Source organism: Streptomyces sp. NPDC127177 (assembly GCF_042672475.1).
Lineage (GTDB): Bacteria > Actinomycetota > Actinomycetes > Streptomycetales > Streptomycetaceae > Streptomyces.
Genome location: NZ_JBHXUW010000050.1, coordinates 17,691 through 33,678 on the forward strand (window position 1 = coordinate 17,691; position 15,988 = coordinate 33,678).

The 15,988-nt window shown below is 69.0% G+C and carries 14 protein-coding genes and 1 riboswitch; of the genes, 10 read left to right on the forward strand and 4 right to left on the reverse strand.

Going from position 1 to position 15,988, the window contains the following annotated elements:
* Positions 1–197 precede the first annotated feature (197 nt).
* From ACFVJX_RS26950 to gcvT, 4 genes are all read right to left on the reverse strand, one after another.
* Positions 198–1,580, reverse strand: a complete 1,383-nt coding sequence (locus ACFVJX_RS26950; protein ID WP_384131600.1) for an L-serine ammonia-lyase — start codon at positions 1,578–1,580, stop codon at positions 198–200.
* Positions 1,581–1,733: 153 nt separating this feature from the next.
* Positions 1,734–2,993 (reverse strand): serine hydroxymethyltransferase, encoded by a 1,260-nt coding sequence (gene glyA / locus ACFVJX_RS26955; protein ID WP_384131604.1) that lies wholly within the window; start codon positions 2,991–2,993, stop codon positions 1,734–1,736.
* A 19-nt stretch (positions 2,994–3,012) separates the two neighbouring features.
* Entirely contained in the window at positions 3,013–3,390 is a 378-nt protein-coding gene (gcvH, locus tag ACFVJX_RS26960) for a glycine cleavage system protein GcvH (protein ID WP_145765699.1), read from the reverse strand.
* Between the two features lie 102 nt (positions 3,391–3,492).
* Positions 3,493–4,608, reverse strand: coding sequence for a glycine cleavage system aminomethyltransferase GcvT (gene gcvT / locus ACFVJX_RS26965; protein WP_384131607.1), 1,116 nt, complete (start codon positions 4,606–4,608; stop codon positions 3,493–3,495).
* Between the two features lie 141 nt (positions 4,609–4,749).
* Positions 4,750–4,843: riboswitch (glycine riboswitch) on the reverse strand.
* 155 nt (positions 4,844–4,998) lie between these two features.
* Between gcvT and ACFVJX_RS26970 the strand changes: the two genes are divergently transcribed.
* From ACFVJX_RS26970 to ACFVJX_RS27015, 10 genes are all read left to right on the forward strand, one after another.
* Positions 4,999–5,688, forward strand: a complete 690-nt coding sequence (locus tag ACFVJX_RS26970) for an AAA family ATPase (RefSeq protein ID WP_384131610.1) — start codon at positions 4,999–5,001, stop codon at positions 5,686–5,688.
* 77 nt (positions 5,689–5,765) lie between these two features.
* The gene (locus ACFVJX_RS26975; RefSeq protein ID WP_384131613.1) at positions 5,766–6,536 is read left to right on the forward strand and encodes an enhanced serine sensitivity protein SseB; all 771 of its coding nucleotides are present in this window, start codon (positions 5,766–5,768) and stop codon (positions 6,534–6,536) included.
* 167 nt (positions 6,537–6,703) lie between these two features.
* On the forward strand, positions 6,704–7,510 hold the full coding sequence (locus ACFVJX_RS26980) for an enhanced serine sensitivity protein SseB C-terminal domain-containing protein (protein WP_384131615.1): 807 nt from the start codon (positions 6,704–6,706) through the stop codon (positions 7,508–7,510).
* 418 nt (positions 7,511–7,928) lie between these two features.
* Positions 7,929–8,927: an ABC transporter permease gene (locus tag ACFVJX_RS26985; RefSeq protein ID WP_384131618.1), complete on the forward strand. Its 999-nt coding sequence runs from the start codon at positions 7,929–7,931 to the stop codon at positions 8,925–8,927.
* A gap of 117 nt (positions 8,928–9,044) precedes the next feature.
* Complete coding sequence (locus ACFVJX_RS26990; protein WP_384131695.1) at positions 9,045–10,760, forward strand: ABC transporter substrate-binding protein; 1,716 nt, start codon at positions 9,045–9,047, stop codon at positions 10,758–10,760.
* 141 nt (positions 10,761–10,901) lie between these two features.
* Positions 10,902–11,915: an ABC transporter permease gene (locus ACFVJX_RS26995; RefSeq protein WP_384131620.1), complete on the forward strand. Its 1,014-nt coding sequence runs from the start codon at positions 10,902–10,904 to the stop codon at positions 11,913–11,915.
* Complete coding sequence (locus ACFVJX_RS27000; protein WP_384131623.1) at positions 11,912–13,006, forward strand: ABC transporter ATP-binding protein; 1,095 nt, start codon at positions 11,912–11,914, stop codon at positions 13,004–13,006. The genes ACFVJX_RS26995 and ACFVJX_RS27000 overlap by 4 nt, the downstream gene beginning before the upstream one ends.
* A 50-nt stretch (positions 13,007–13,056) precedes the next feature.
* Entirely contained in the window at positions 13,057–14,355 is a 1,299-nt protein-coding gene (locus tag ACFVJX_RS27005) for an ABC transporter ATP-binding protein (protein WP_384131698.1), read from the forward strand.
* 18 nt (positions 14,356–14,373) lie between these two features.
* Entirely contained in the window at positions 14,374–15,033 is a 660-nt protein-coding gene (locus ACFVJX_RS27010; protein ID WP_384131626.1) for a trimeric intracellular cation channel family protein, read from the forward strand.
* Positions 15,034–15,118: 85 nt separating this feature from the next.
* On the forward strand, positions 15,119–15,985 hold the full coding sequence (locus ACFVJX_RS27015) for a thioesterase family protein (protein WP_384131628.1): 867 nt from the start codon (positions 15,119–15,121) through the stop codon (positions 15,983–15,985).
* Positions 15,986–15,988: the final 3 nt, after the last annotated feature.

A 15,988-nucleotide genomic window follows, 5' to 3' on the forward strand; every position in this document is an offset into this window, starting at 1 on the left:
TGGGTGAGCGGCACATCCGGCGTTGATCACATGACGCGAACCCGCAGGTCAAAAGCCTCTTCGAGAGGGGCATCCCAGGGACTTTTCAGGAACTCTCACGTCTGTCCTGGGGAGGTTTCAGGGACTTTCCGCCGCGTAAGCAGGGAAGGCCCTGACAGCGCTGAAAGATACAAACGCACTGGTCAGGGCCCATCCGCCTAGCACTCGATGATGTTGACCGCGAGCCCGCCCCGCGCCGTCTCCTTGTACTTGACGCTCATGTCCGCGCCCGTCTCCTTCATGGTCTTGATGACCTTGTCGAGGGAGACCTTGTGGCTGCCGTCGCCGCGCAGCGCCATCTTGGCCGCGGTCACGGCCTTGACCGCCGCCATCCCATTGCGCTCGATGCACGGGATCTGGACGAGGCCGCCCACCGGGTCGCAGGTCAGGCCCAGATTGTGTTCCATGCCGATCTCGGCGGCGTTCTCCACCTGCTCGGGGGTGCCGCCCAGGACCTCGGCCAGCGCGCCCGCGGCCATGGAGCAGGCGGAGCCGACCTCGCCCTGGCAGCCGACCTCGGCGCCGGAGATGGAGGCGTTCTCCTTGAAGAGCATGCCGATGGCGCCGGCGGCCAGCAGGAAGCGGACGATGCTGTCGTCCTTCTCCGTCTCGGTGGCGCCGCCGGCCGCGAAGTTCATGTAGTAGTGCAGCACCGCGGGGATGATGCCGGCGGCGCCGTTGGTCGGGGCGGTGACCACGCGCCCGCCCGCGGCGTTCTCCTCGTTGACCGCCATCGCGTAGAGGGTGATCCACTCCATGGCGTGGGTCTGGGGGTCGCCCTCGGCGCGCAACTGACGGGCGGTGTTCGCGGCGCGGCGGCGGACCTTGAGGCCGCCGGGCAGGATGCCCTCGCGGGACATGCCGCGCGACACACAGGCCTGCATGGCGCGCCAGATGTCCAGCAGACCCGAGCGGATCTCGTCCTCGGTGCGCCAGGCGCGCTCGTTCTCCAGCATCAGGGAGGAGATCGACAGGCCGGTGTCCTGGGCGAGCCGCAGCAGCTCGTCACCGGTGCGGAACGGGTGCTTGAGCACGGTGTCGTCGAGGACGATCCGGTCCTCGCCGACGGCGTCCTCGTCGACCACGAAACCGCCGCCGACCGAGTAGTACGTCTTCTCCAGGAGGGGGGCGCCCTCGCGGTCGTACGCGAAGACCGTCATGCCGTTGGCGTGGTACGGCAGGGCCTTGCGGCGGTGCAGGATCAGCTGCTCGTCGGCGTCGAAGGCGATCTCGTGCATACCGAGGAGGTTGAGCCGGCCGGTGGAGCGGATCGCGGCGACCCGGTCGTCGGCCGATTCGACGTCCACGGTTCGCGGGGACTCGCCCTCCAGGCCGAGCAGGACGGCCTTGGGGGTGCCGTGGCCGTGGCCGGTGGCGCCGAGCGAGCCGAACAGTTCGGCGCGTATCGACGCGGTGTGGGCGAGCAGGCCCTCGTTCTTCAGTCGGCGCGCGAACATGCGGGCCGCGCGCATCGGGCCGACCGTATGGGAGCTGGACGGGCCGATGCCGATCGAGAACAGGTCGAAGACCGAGATGGCCACGGGTGACTCCTAAGGGTTGGTAGACGCCGTTGTCTGCCGGTGGTGCGGTACGGGCCGGGTCGGCCCGAAGAGCGGGGGACAAGGGTTGGGGCACCGCGCTCACTGTTCAGTGTGCGTGGTGCCCCTCCCCGATACGCAAACGCGCCGGTCGGACTACTTGATACCGGGGTAAAGCGGGAACTTCTCGGCGAGCGCGACGACCCGGGCCTTCAGGTCGTCCGCGTCGTAGGACGGCTTGAGGGCGGACGCGATGATCTCGGCGACCTCGGTGAAGTCCTCGGTCCGGAAACCGCGTGTGGCCAGCGCCGGCGTGCCGATCCGCAGCCCCGAGGTGACCATCGGCGGCCGCGGGTCGTTCGGGATGGCGTTCCGGTTGACCGTGATGCCCAGCTCGTGGAGCCGGTCCTCGGCCTGCTGGCCGTCCAGCTCGGAGTTGCGCAGGTCCACCAGGACCAGGTGCACGTCCGTGCCGCCGGACAGCACGGAGACGCCGACCTCGGTGACGTCCGGCTGCACCAGACGCTCGGCGAGGATGCGGGCGCCGTCCAGGGTGCGCTGCTGGCGCTCCTTGAACTCCTCGGTCGCCGCGACCTTGAACGAGACCGCCTTGGCCGCGATCACGTGCTCGAGCGGACCGCCCTGCTGACCCGGGAAGACCGCCGAGTTGATCTTCTTGGCGAGTTCCTGGGTGGAGAGGATCACACCGCCGCGCGGACCGCCGAGGGTCTTGTGCGTGGTGGTCGTGACGACGTGGGCGTGCGGCACCGGGCTCGGGTGCAGGCCCGCGGCGACCAGACCGGCGAAGTGCGCCATGTCGACCATCAGGTACGCGCCGACCTCGTCCGCGATGCGGCGGAAGGCGGCGAAGTCCAGCTGACGGGGGTAGGCGGACCAGCCGGCCACGATGAGCTGCGGCTTGGACTCCTTGGCCAGGCGCTCGACCTCGGCCATGTCCACGGTGCCGGTGTCGTCGACGTGGTACGGGACCACGTTGTAGAGCTTGCCGGAGAAGTTGATCTTCATGCCGTGGGTCAGGTGACCGCCGTGCGCCAGGTTCAGGCCCATGATCGTGTCGCCCGGCTTCAGCAGCGCGAACATCGCGGCGGCGTTGGCCTGCGCACCGGAGTGCGGCTGGACGTTCGCGGCCTCGGCGCCGAAGAGCGCCTTGATGCGGTCGATCGCGATCTGCTCGACCACGTCGACGTGCTCACAGCCACCGTAGTAGCGGCGGCCGGGGTAGCCCTCGGCGTACTTGTTGGTCAGGACGGAGCCCTGGGCCTCCATGACCGCGACCGGAGCGAAGTTCTCCGAGGCGATCATCTCGAGGGTGGACTGCTGACGGTGGAGCTCGGCGTCGACAGCGGCGGCGACGTCCGGGTCCAGCTCGTGGAGGGAGGAGTTGAGAAGCGACATCAGGTGGTCCCTTGGGGTCTCAGTTGCCGGAGAACTCGGTGTACTCGTCGGCGGAGAGCAGATCCTTCGGCTCCTCGGCGACACGTACCTTGAACAGCCAGCCGCCTTCGAACGGTGCGGAGTTCACCAGCGAGGGGTCGTCCACGACGTCCTGGTTCGCGGCCGTGATCTCGCCGGTCACCGGCGAGTACAGATCGCTCACCGACTTGGTCGACTCCAGCTCGCCGCAGGTCTCGCCCGCGGTCACCGTGTCACCGACCTCGGGGAGCTGGGCGTAGACGACGTCACCGAGCGCGTTGGCCGCGTACTCCGTGATGCCGATCGTGGCCACACCGTCCTCGACGGCCGACAGCCACTCGTGCTCCTTGCTGTACCGCAGCTGCTGGGGGTTGCTCATGACCTGAATTCTCCTGTACGCGGGGGAGTGCTGATGAACGATGGTCTTACGGTGTGAGACAGGACTGCGTCACGTACGCGGTGCCCTGCCGGGCCCACGGTTCTACTTCTGGCGCTTGTAGAACGGCAGCGCCACGACCTCGTACGGTTCGTGGTTGCCCCGGATGTCCACTCCGACGCCCTCGGTGCCGGGCGTGGCGTGCGCGGCGTCGACGTACGCCATGGCGATCGGCTTGCCGAGGGTCGGCGACGGGGCGCCCGAGGTGACCTTGCCGATGACCTGGCCCTCCGCGATGACGGAGAAGCCCGCCCGCGGCACCCGGCGGCCCTCGGCGATCAGGCCGACGAGCTTGCGGGGCGGGGCGGTCTCGGCGCGCTCGGCAGCGGCCTCCAGCGCCTTGCGGCCGACGAAGTCGCTCTCCTTCTCGAACTTCACGACCCGGCCGAGACCGGCGTCGAACGGCGTCAGGGACGTCGTCAGCTCGTGCCCGTACAGCGGCATGCCCGCCTCCAGGCGCAGCGTGTCGCGGCAGGAGAGCCCGCAGGGGATCAGCCCGCGGGAGGCGCCGGCCTCGGTGAGTGCCCGCCACAGCTGCTCGGCGTGCTCGGGTGCGACGAAGAGCTCGAAGCCGTCCTCGCCGGTGTAGCCGGTGCGGGCGATCAGAGCGGGGACCCCGGCGACCGTGCCGGGTAGACCGGCGTAGTACTTCAGGCCGTCCAGGTCGGCCTCCGTGACGGCGGCCAGGATGGCGGGGGACTCGGGGCCCTGGACGGCGAGCAGCGCGTACGCGTCGCGGTCGTCGCGCACCTCGGCGTCGAAGCCCTCCGCGCGGGCGGTCAGCGCGTCCAGCACGGTCTGGGCGTTGCCGGCGTTGGCGACGACCATGTACTCGGTCTCTCCCAGCCGGTACACGATCAGGTCGTCCAGGATGCCGCCGTCCTCGGCGCAGATCATCGTGTAGCGGGCCCGGCCCACGGAGACGGTGCCGATGTTGCCGACCAGCGCGAAGTTCAGCAGTGCCACGGCCTCGGGGCCGGTGACGGTGATCTCGCCCATGTGGGAGAGGTCGAAGAGGCCGGCCTTCGTGCGCACGGCGTTGTGCTCGTCGCGCTCACTGGCGTAGCGCAGCGGCATGTCCCAGCCCGCGAAGTCGGTCATGGTCGCGCCGAGCGAACGGTGCAGCACATCGAGGGCGGTGAGACGGGGGGCGGTGCTCATGGATACGGCTCCCAGGGCATGACGACGAGGACGATCCCTCCCCATCTGTCATCGGAACCTGAGAGGTTCGCCGAGAGACCCCGCAGGGGTTCGGCTTGCACCTTGGGTGGAGCCGCCGGGCGACTCGCTTTTCAGATCTGCCTCATCCACGCGGTACGGGGCCTGAGAGATTCAAGGGAGGATCTTGCTCCTTCGGCGCCCGGCACGGTGACCGGAACTCTCCCGCGCGGATTCAAGCGGCCTTTATGCAGTTGGCCGGGTCATCATCGCACGCATTGCCGGACAGTGGGGCGCCGGTACCCCACCGGATCCGGCGGGTCGGACGCTTGTGCCGCATTACCTTTTCTTTACACTTCTTGACAGGTGTGGTCGGCCGACAGGGGGATGGCGATGACGTTGCGGCGGTACGCGGCGACCGCGGGGGTCGCGCACGGCGCACTGCCCGCACAGCAGGGCGCGCCGGCCCGCGAGACGCACGGCCCGCGCGGGCCCGTCGTGAGCGATCTGCGGGAGAGGTCCGGGTGCGGCCCGCGGAGCCTGCGCTTCGCTCCGGGTGACGTCGTGGTCGTCTCAGGACTGCCGGGCAGCGGCAAATCGACCCTGATCGCACGGGCCGTGGCCGCCCGCGTCATCGACTCCCAGGACACCCGGGACCGCTGGTCCGCCGCGCTGCCACGATTAGTCCCCTACGCCTTCTACCGTCCCCTCGTCCGGGTCGCCCACTACTGGGGGCTGTGGCAGGTGCTGCGCTCCGGCGTCTCCGTCGTCGTCCATGACTGCGGCGCCCAGGCATGGGTGCGCGGCTGGCTGTCGCGCGACGCCCGGCGGCGCGGCCGCGTCCTGCACCTCGTCCTGCTAGACGTCACCCCGCAGACCGCGCTGGCGGGCCAGCGGGAGCGGGGGCGCGGCGTCTCCGGATACGCGTTCGCCCGGCACCGCCGGGCGGTGCGCAGGCTGCTGCGGGACACCGAGGCGGGCACGCTGCCGCTCGGCTGCGTCTCGGCGGTGCTGCTGGACCGGGAGGCCGCGGCGCTGCTGACCCGGATCACCTTCGCAGACGCACAGGGTGAGAGCCCGTAGCGGGCTGTCCGATGCCTGGACACCCGGCGCTCGGCGCTAACCTCGTGCTGCACGGCACGGGGCGAGAGAGGGATGCAGTGGATATTCCGGCACAGGACGGGACCCATCCGCAGGGCGGATGGCCGGCCAACGAGCTCGAAGAAGTGCTGGGCGCCTCGCTCGGCAGCCCGGAGGCGGGCGGACGGCTGGTCGAGGTGCTCGGCCGCAGCCATCTCTGGGTGCCCCTGCCCAACGGCGGCGGCCCCGACGCCACCGACCTGGACCTGCCGACACTGGAGCTCGACGGCGCACCGTACGTCCCCGTGTTCAGCTCCGAGCAGCAGTTCCTCACCTGCGTCGGCTCCCACATGTCCTTCACCGTGGCACCCGCCGTCGAATTCGCCCGCGGGCTGCCCCCGCAGCTCGGTATCGCCGTCAACCCGGGCGGGGCGGTCGGCATGCCGCTGCCACCGCCCGCGGTCGCCGAACTCTGCCGGGTCGGACGCACCGTGCTCGACGGGCCCTCCAGCGGCGGCCGGGTCCGGCTCTACGAGCCGGACTGGAAGGAGGAGCCCGTCGACTTCCTCTCCGCCGCGGCCGGCGAGTTCGAGGAGAGCGGTGTCGTGCTCAGCGCGCGCAGGGCCCTCGCCAGCATCGAGGGCGGCGACCCCGTCCTCTTCGTCGGCGTCGAGTTCTCCACCTGGGACGGCGCCGGACGCAACGCCCCGATGGACGCCCTCGGCCGGGCGCTCGGCCGCGTCGAGGTGGCCTGGCCGGTCAATCTCGTACTGCTCGACGTGGCACAGGACCCGGTCGCCGACTGGATGCGTGCCCGGATCAGGCCGTTCTACCAGCGCGCCGCCGAGTAGCGGGGCCCGTCGCACCGCGGGGTGACAGTGGTGGACCGCGGAGTCAAGTCGGTGTCAGGACCGGCACCTAAGCTGGTTTGATGGCTGGTGCCTCGGCACCGCGCCGTACCCGAGTGCCCCGGGAGCGGCAGGCCGACACAGTGGATCGAAGAGGGGCGGGACCCAGGGTGAGTGCGTCAGGCACCGCGGCGGCCGGGCAGATCGAGCGCATGCTGCGCCAAGTGACGCCCGGACGCTACGACGCGTACGAGGCGCTGCTCCAGGCCCTGGCGGCTGACCGGATCTGGATGCTGCTCTGGAGCGGCCGGGCCGGATCGCCCGACGCCCAGTACGGCAACATGGAGGTCGACGGCCTCGGCTACGCCCCCTGCGTCACCTCCGCCCAGGAGCTCTCCGTCAGCGGCTGGAACCGGGCGCACGAGGTGGTGGGCGGCCGGGACATCGCCCGCGCCCTGTTCCCCGACCGCTGGGGCATCTGGCTCAACCCGCACGCGCCCGGTGGCGGCGTCGGCATCCCCTGGCTCGACCTGCGCCGGATCGCCACCGGTCTCGACCGGATGCCCGCCGGCCCGCTGCGGATCAGCGATCCCGCCCTGGAGACCCCGCACTTCTACGCCCAGCTGACGCAGAACGCCCACCACACGCCGGCCGTCCGCTCGCTGCGCCGCGCCTGGGTGCAGCCCGCGCTCGGCGCCCCGTACCTCGCCATCGGCCTCGATCTGTACGACACCAGCCAGCCGTCGGTTGACGCGGTGCGCGCGATGATGCAGCAGTCGATCGGCGCCGTCCCGGAGGGGCTCCCGGTCTCCACCGTCGCCATGTCCGACGAGTACGACCCGGTCGCGATGTGGCTGCGGGGCAACTCACGGCCGTTCTACGACCGGGAGTCGCACGCCCCGGCCGGCCGGAGTGGAGTCGTCGCTCCGGGTTACGGATACCCGCAGGCGCCGGGCCCCGCCCCGCACGCCTACTAGACCGCCCGGGGCCGCTCACCGGAGCGGACAAAAGACACCTCCTGCGGACAAGAGCACCGTCGGCGTAACCCAAATAGCCACTCAATGCGGCCCGTTGGGCGGCATGTCCGTTCTGGTGGATTAGCGGCCGAGTGGTCCGCTCACTCGATCAAGCTGTCCGGATAACGGAAGCTCACTGACCGCATCACGTTTGAGCAAACATTCCCCGTCAGGTCTGGCGGGTGATCGCAACTGCGTTGAAGACTCCCGGCTAGTGGGGATCGTCGGCCCTTTGTACGAGGTTGCACCGACGGACATTCCGCAGACGCTTTTTCGCATCGAGACATCAGCCGCATGAACGTGCGTGGCTGACACGCGCCAGGCCGCTACCGCGGCGAGCAAGGGCCGGCCACCACCGGCAGGAGGGGTCAGAGGCACTGTGACCGCACCGATCGAGACCACCGGATCGGCTGCCGAGGCTCAGCCGGAGGCAGTACTCACGGGAGTCAAGCAGAGCCAGATCGAGGGCCGTTCGCTCGGGCAGATCGCCTGGTCCCGCTTCAAGCGGGACAAGGTGGCCGTGGCCGGCGGCATCGTTGTCATCCTTCTGATCCTGCTCGCCGTGCTCTCCAAGCCGATCCAGGCCGTCTTCGGTCTGGACCCCAACGAGTTCCACCAGGACCTCATCGACCCGGCGCTGCTCGCCCCCAAGGGCGACTGGGGCGGCATGAGCTGGAGCCATCCGCTCGGCGTCGAACCGCAGTACGGCCGCGACATCATGACCCGGATCATCGAGGGCTCCTGGGTCTCCCTCGTCGTCGCCGTCGGCGCCACCCTGCTCTCCGTGGTGATCGGCGTCTTCTTCGGCGTGGTCTCCGGCTTCTACGGCGGCTGGGTGGACACGATCATCAGCCGCATGATGGACACCTTCCTGGCCTTCCCGCTGCTGCTGTTCGCGATCTCCATCTCGGCGGCCCTGCAGGACGGCGCGTTCGGTCTGACGGGACTGCCGCTGCGGATCGCCGTACTGATCTTCGTGATCGGCTTCTTCAGCTGGCCGTACATGGGGCGCATCGTCCGCGCCCAGACGATGAGCCTGCGGAACCGCGAATTCGTCGAAGCGGCCAGGTCGCTGGGCGCCCGGGGCCCCTTCATCCTCTTCCGGGAACTGCTGCCGAACCTGGTGGCACCCGTTCTGGTCTACTCCACGCTGCTGATCCCCTCGAACATCCTCTTCGAGGCCGGTCTCAGCTACCTCGGGGTCGGTATCGCCCCGCCGCAGGCCTCCTGGGGCGGGATGCTCACCAACGCGATCGACTTCTACCAGAACGACCCGATGTACATGATCGTGCCGGGCGTGGCCATCTTCGTCACCGTCCTGGCGTTCAACCTGCTGGGAGACGGGCTGCGCGATGCCCTCGATCCCCGTAGCAAGTAGTGCCCGGGCGCTCGTCACAACGACGTGCGACATGCCATGGCAACCATCGATTGAGGGGAATTTCCTCAGGTGAAGACCAGAAAAACGACAGCGGTGGTTGCCACGGCTGTGGCCCTGATGCTGGGCGCCTCCGCGTGCAACGGCTCGAAGGACGACAACGGCGGCGGCTCCAGCAAGGGCGGCTCCAGCGCCACTGACGCCGCGCTGACGTCGATCGTCAACAAGTCGGACAAGAAGGGCGGGACGCTCAAGCTCGAGCTGTCCGACGAGCCCGACTCGCTCGACCCCGGCAACACCTACTACGGCTGGGTGCAGAACTTCTCGCGCCTGTACGGCCGTTCGCTGACGTCGTTCAAGCCGGCCGCCGGCAAGGACGGCCTGGAGGTCGTCCCCGACCTCGCCGAGGGCCTCGGCAAGTCGAGCCCGGACGCCAAGACCTGGACGTACAAGCTCAAGAAGGGGCTCAAGTACGAGGACGGGTCCGCGATCACCTCGAAGGACGTCAAGTACGCCGTCGAGCGCTCCAACTTCGCGCCGGAGGCCATGTCCAACGGCCCGACGTACTTCAAGTCCCACCTCATCGGCGGCGACAAGTACAAGGGTCCGTACAAGGACAAGAACCCGGACGGCATCGCCTCCATCGAGACGCCGGACGACAGCACGATCATCTTCAAGCTGAAGGACGCCTTCGCGGACTTCGACTACCTGGCGACCTTCACGCAGACGGCCCCCGTGCCGGCCGCGAAGGACACCGGTGCCAACTATGTGAAGCACATCGTGTCCTCGGGCCCGTACAAGTTCGCGTCCTACGAGGAGGGCCGCAGCGCCACCCTCGTGCGCAACCCGAACTGGGACCCGAAGACCGACCCGCTGCGCCCGGCCCTGCCGGACAAGGTGACGATCCGGTTCAAGGTCAAGCAGGAGACGGTCGACAACAACCTCCTCGCCGACAACATCGCCGCTGACGCGGCCGGTACCGGTGTCGCCCCGGCGACGCAGCCGAACGTGCTCACCAAGGCCAACCTGAAGAAGCAGACCGACAACTCGTACGCGGGCGCCACCTCGTACGTCGGCCTGAACGTCAACGTGAAGCCGTTCGACAACATCCACTGCCGCAAGGCCGTGCAGTGGGGCCTCGACAGGGCTTCGGTCCAGGCCGCCCAGGGTGGCGACCCCAAGGGTGACGTCGCGACGACCCTGCTGCCGCCCACGGTCAACGGTTACTCGAAGTTCGACCTGTACGCGACCGAGGGTCACAAGGGCGACGAGGCCAAGGCCAAGGCAGAGCTGAAGCAGTGTGGCAAGCCGAACGGCTTCGACACCAAGATCTCGGCCCGCTCCGACCGCCCCGCCGAGATGTCCATGGTCACCGCCATCCAGGCCTCGCTCAAGAAGATCGGCATCAACGCCGAGATCAAGAGCTTCCCGACCGGTAAGTACTTCTCGAACTTCGCGGGCAACCCGAGCTACGTGCACGCCAACAAGCTCGGCATGATCATGAGCGCCTGGGGTGCCGACTGGCCGACCGGCTTCGGCTTCCTGGACCAGATCATCAACGGCGCCTCCATCAAGCCGTCCGGTGGCAACAACGTCCAGGAACTGAACGACCCGAAGATCAACAAGCTGCTCAACGAGGGCATCGCCAACACCGACACCGCCGCCCGTGAGAAGACGTGGGGCGAGGTCGACAAGGCCGTGGCCGAAGGCGCTACCGCAGTGCCGCTGATCTACCGCAAGAACCTGCTGCTCCGGCCGGAGTCCGCGACGAACGTCACGGTCACCCAGGCCTACCTCGGCATGTACGACTACGTGCTGATGGGTACCGCCAAGTAGGAACGGCCCCGCTCCCCGGGCCGCGCACGCGGCCCGGGGAGCGGGCCCCCGGGCCCAAGAAATGTCCTGAAAGGCAGGTGAAGGCACGGTGTCCGACCGGACGGGTTCCCCCCGGCAGACAGATACCGGCGCCGGATAGCTGTGGCTGCGTACATCATCCGACGCGTCTTCGGCGCGGTGCTGCTGCTGTTGATCGTCAGCGCAGTCACCTTCGCGATCTTCTTCCTCGTCCCCCGGATAGCCGGGCAGACGATGGACCAACTGGCAGCCCAGTACGTGGGCAAGGATGCCAATCCGCAGTCCATCCTCGCGGTCAAGCAGAATCTCGGCCTCGACCAGCCGCTTTACATCCAGTACTGGCACTTCATCAAGCAGCTCTTCGTCGGCGCCGACTTCCAGTTCGGCCCCGAGGCGACGCACTGCGGCGTGCCGTGCTTCGGCTACTCGTTCAAGCGGCACATCGAGGTGTGGCCCGAGCTGACCGCGCGCATTCCCGTCACGTTCTCCCTGGCGATCGGCGCCGCGGTGATCTGGCTGATCAGTGGTGTGGCGATCGGTGTCGTCTCCGCGCTCAAGCGGGGGTCGATCCTCGACCGCTTCTTCATGGCCATCGCGCTCGCCGGTGTCTCCCTGCCGATCTTCTTCACCGGCATGCTGGCACTGGGTGTGTTCACCGTGCAGTGGCCGGTGTGGGAAGGCGGCGTCAACTATGTTCCGTTCACGGAGAATCCGCTGGACTGGGCCTGGAACCTGCTGATCCCCTGGTGTTCGCTGGCCTTCCTGTACTCCGCGCTCTACGCCCGAATCACCAGAGCCGGGATGCTGGAGACGATGGGCGAGGACTACATCCGTACGGCCCGTGCCAAGGGCCTCAGAGAGAGTCACGTCATCGGCAAGCACGGTCTCAGGGCCGCGCTCACCCCCATCGTGACGATCTTCGGCATGGACTTCGGCCTGCTGGTCGGCGGCGCCGTCATCACCGAGACCGTGTTCTCCTTCCCCGGGCTCGGCCAGTACGCCATCAAGAGCGTGCAGGAGAGCGACCTGCCCATCGTGATGGGCGTGACGCTCGTCGCGGCCTTCTTCATCGTCATCTGCAATCTTCTGGTGGACCTGGTGTACGCCGCCATCGACCCCAGGGTGAGGTACTCGTGACCGAGGTTTCCAAGGCACAGACCGTGGCGGCCGACGGCCCCGCAGGCGCCGCGCGGACCGGCAGCGACGAGGCCTTCCTCTCCGTACGGGACCTGCGCATCCACTTCAAGACCGACGACGGCCTGGTCAAGTCCGTCGACGGCGTCAGCTTCGACGTGAAGCCCGGACAGACCCTCGGCATCGTGGGCGAGTCCGGCTCCGGGAAGTCCGTCACCTCGCTCGGCGTGATGGGCCTGCACCGCACGGCCCCCAATGCCCGCATCTCGGGTGAGGTCTGGCTGGACGGCGAGGAGCTGATCGGCGCCTCCGACGCCCGGGTGCGCGAGCTGCGCGGCCGCAAGATGGCCATGATCTTCCAGGACCCGCTCTCCGCGATGCACCCGTACTTCAAGGTCGGCGCGCAGATCGTGGAGGCCTACCGGATCCACCACAAGGTCAACAAGAAGACCGCCCGCACCCGGGCCATCGAGATGCTCGACCGGGTCGGCATCCCCGAGCCGCACAAGCGGGTCGACGCCTACGCGCACGAGTTCTCCGGCGGTATGCGCCAGCGCGCCATGATCGCGATGGCACTGGTCAACAACCCGGAACTGCTCATCGCCGACGAGCCGACCACCGCCCTGGACGTCACCGTCCAGGCGCAGATCCTGGACCTGATCCGGGACCTGCAGAAGGAGTTCGGCTCCGCCGTCATCATGATCACGCACGACCTCGGGGTCGTCGCCGAGATGGCCGACGAACTTCTGGTGATGTACGGCGGCCGGTGCATCGAGCGCGGACCGGCGGAGAAGGTCTTCTACGAGGCCCAGCACCCGTACACCTGGGGTCTGCTCACCTCGATGCCGCGCATCGACCGTGAGCAGACGGAGCGGCTGATCCCCGTCAAGGGACAGCCGCCGTCGCTGATCAACGTCCCGAGCGGCTGCGCCTTCAACCCGCGCTGCCCGTACGCGGACATCCCCAAGGACGACCTCACCCGCACGACGCGTCCCGAGCTGCAGCAGGTCGGCGACGGGCACTTCTCCGCCTGTCACATGTCGCCGGAGGAGCGGACCCGGATCTGGACCGACGAGATTGCGCCGAAGCTGTGAGCGAGGCGAGTGATGTGAGCGACGTGAGCGAGAAGAAGGATCCCCCGGTGCTGGAGAAGGACGTGACGATCCCGGAGCAGGCCACCGCCTCGCGCGAGCCGCTGCTCAGGGTCGAGGGCCTGGCCAAGCACTTCCCGATCCGCAAGGGGCTGTTCGGCCGGCAGACCGCCGCCGTGAAGGCCGTCGACGGCATCGACTTCGAGGTGTACCCGGGGGAGACCCTGGGCGTCGTCGGCGAGTCCGGCTGCGGCAAGTCGACGATGGGCCGGCTGATCACGCGGCTGATCGAACCGAGCGGCGGCAAGGTCGAGTTCGAGGGCCGCGACATCACGCACCTGTCCATGGGGCAGATGCGGCCGATGCGGCGCGACGTACAGATGATCTTCCAGGACCCGTACTCCTCGCTGAACCCGCGGCACACGATCGGCACGATCGTCAGCGCGCCGTTCCGGCTCCAGGGCGTCGAGCCCGAGGGCGGTCTCAAGAACCACGTCCAGGAGCTGCTGTCGCTGGTCGGGCTCAGCCCCGAGCACTACAACCGCTACCCGCACGAGTTCTCCGGCGGACAGCGCCAGCGCATCGGCATCGCCCGCGCGCTCGCACTGCGCCCGAAGCTCGTCGTCGCCGACGAGCCGGTCTCCGCGCTGGACGTGTCGATCCAGGCACAGGTGGTCAACCTGCTCGACGACCTCCAGGACGAGCTCGGGCTCACGTACGTGATCATCGCGCACGACCTCTCGGTCATCCGCCACGTGTCGGACCGGATCGCCGTCATGTACCTGGGCAAGATCGTCGAGCTGACGGACCGCAAGTCGCTGTACTCGGCGCCGATGCACCCGTACACCAAGGCACTGATGTCCGCGGTGCCGGTGCCGGACCCCCGGCGGCGCGGAGTGAAGAGTGAGCGCATCCTGCTCACCGGTGATGTGCCCTCGCCGATCTCGCCGCCCAGCGGCTGCCGGTTCCACACCCGGTGCTGGAAGGCGACGGAGGTCTGCAAGACGCAGGAACCGCCGCTGATCGCACTGAAGACCGGCCACCAGGTCGCCTGCCACCACCCGGAGAACGCACCGGACCAGGTGCCCGGACAGCAGGTACTGGCCGGGGCCCGGGAAGCGGTCGAGCTGATCACGAAGGCCGGGCCGGCTACGACCGAAGGCGCGACCGCCGAGCCGGAGGCGGCCGGAGGGACGACCGCCGAGCCGGAGACGACGACCGCCGGGCCCGAGACCGCTGAGCCGCAGAAGGCCGAGGCTGACGTGTCAGAGGAGGCCGCCGAGGGTGACGCCCCTCTCACCAAGGGTGACGCCGCCACCTCCGAGGCGGCCAAGGACGGCTCCGAGGAGTAGTACCGGCACAATTGCCCGGTGCTCAACGAACTGTTCACGCCCTCCGTCCAGCATGCGCTCGACATCGTCGGGATCTTCGTCTTCGCGATCTCCGGCGCTCTGCTCGCCGTACGCAAGAACTTCGATGTCTTCGGCATCGCGGTTCTCGCCGAGGTCACCGCGCTGGGCGGAGGGCTGTTCCGTGACCTGATCATCGGGGCGGTGCCGCCCGCCGCCTTCACGGACCTCGGATACTTCACCACCCCGCTCCTCGCCGCCGGTCTGGTCTTCTTCCTGCACCCGCACGTCGAACGGATCCAGGCCGGCGTCAACGTCTTCGACGCGGCCGGACTCGGCCTCTTCTGCGTCACCGGGACGGTCAAGGCGTACGACTACGGCCTCGGCCTGACCTCGTCGGCGGCGCTCGGACTGGCCACCGCTGTCGGCGGCGGTGTGCTGCGCGACGTGCTCGCCAACGAGGTGCCCTCGCTGCTGCGCTGGGACCGCGACCTGTACGCGGTGCCGGCGATCGTCGGGGCCGTGATGACCGTGCTCTGCATCCGCTTCGGCGCGCTCAACGCCTTCACCAGCGGGGGCGCGGTGATCACGGCGTTCGTGCTGCGGCTGCTGGCGCTGCGCTACAGCTGGCGGGCCCCGCGCGCCTACAACCGGCGCTCGGCCACGGCGGAGGAGGGGTAGGGGCTTTTCGGGAGTGCCGGCTGTCCGCGATCTCACGGACCGGAAAGCTACCGCTCAGTAATACGTTCGGTGTACCGTGCGTTCCATGGCACAGGCAGCAACGCAGGCGGCAGAGACCGCGCAGGCGACCATCGGTGACAGCGAGTTCGACCGGGACACCGCCGTCACCCGCCGCGAAGAGGGCGTCTACGACGCCGAGCTCTCCGCCGGCTGGACGATCATCCACGCGGTCAACGGCGGCTACCTGCTCGCGATGCTCGGCCGCGCGCTCGGTGAGGCACTCCCGCACCCGGATCCCTTCTCGGTCTCCGCGCACTACCTCACCGCCTCGGTCCCCGGGCCCGCGGTGATCCGCACCCAGGTCGTCAGGACCGGGCGCACCCTCTCCACCGGCGAGGCCTCGCTCTTCCAGTACGCCGAGGACGGCACCGAGGTCGAGCGCATCCGGGTGCTCGCCACCTACGGCGACCTGGACGGGCTGACCGACGACATCCGCACCACGGCGAAGCCGCCGGCCATGCCGCCCCGCGAGCACTGCCTCGGCACCGGCGACGGGACGGCCCCGATCCCCGGCAGCTCCGCCATCACCGAGCGCCTCGACATCAAGCTCGACCCGGCGACGGTCGGCTGGGCCGTCGGCCAGCCGTCCGGCAGGGGCGAGATGCGCGGCTGGTTCGGGCTCTCGGACGGCCGCGACGCCGACCCGCTCTCGCTGCTGCTCACCGTCGACGCACTGCCGCCGACCTCCTTCGAGCTGGGGCTCAAGGGCTGGACCCCGACCATCGAGCTCACCACCCACGTCCGCTGCCGCCCCGCCCCCGGCCCGCTCCGCGTCTCCATCACCACCCGCAACCTGGCCGGCGGCTTCCTGGAGGAGGACGCGGAGGTCTGGGACAGCGCGGACCGGCTGGTCGCCCAGTCCCGCCAGCTGGCCAGGGCACCGCGCAGCTGACAC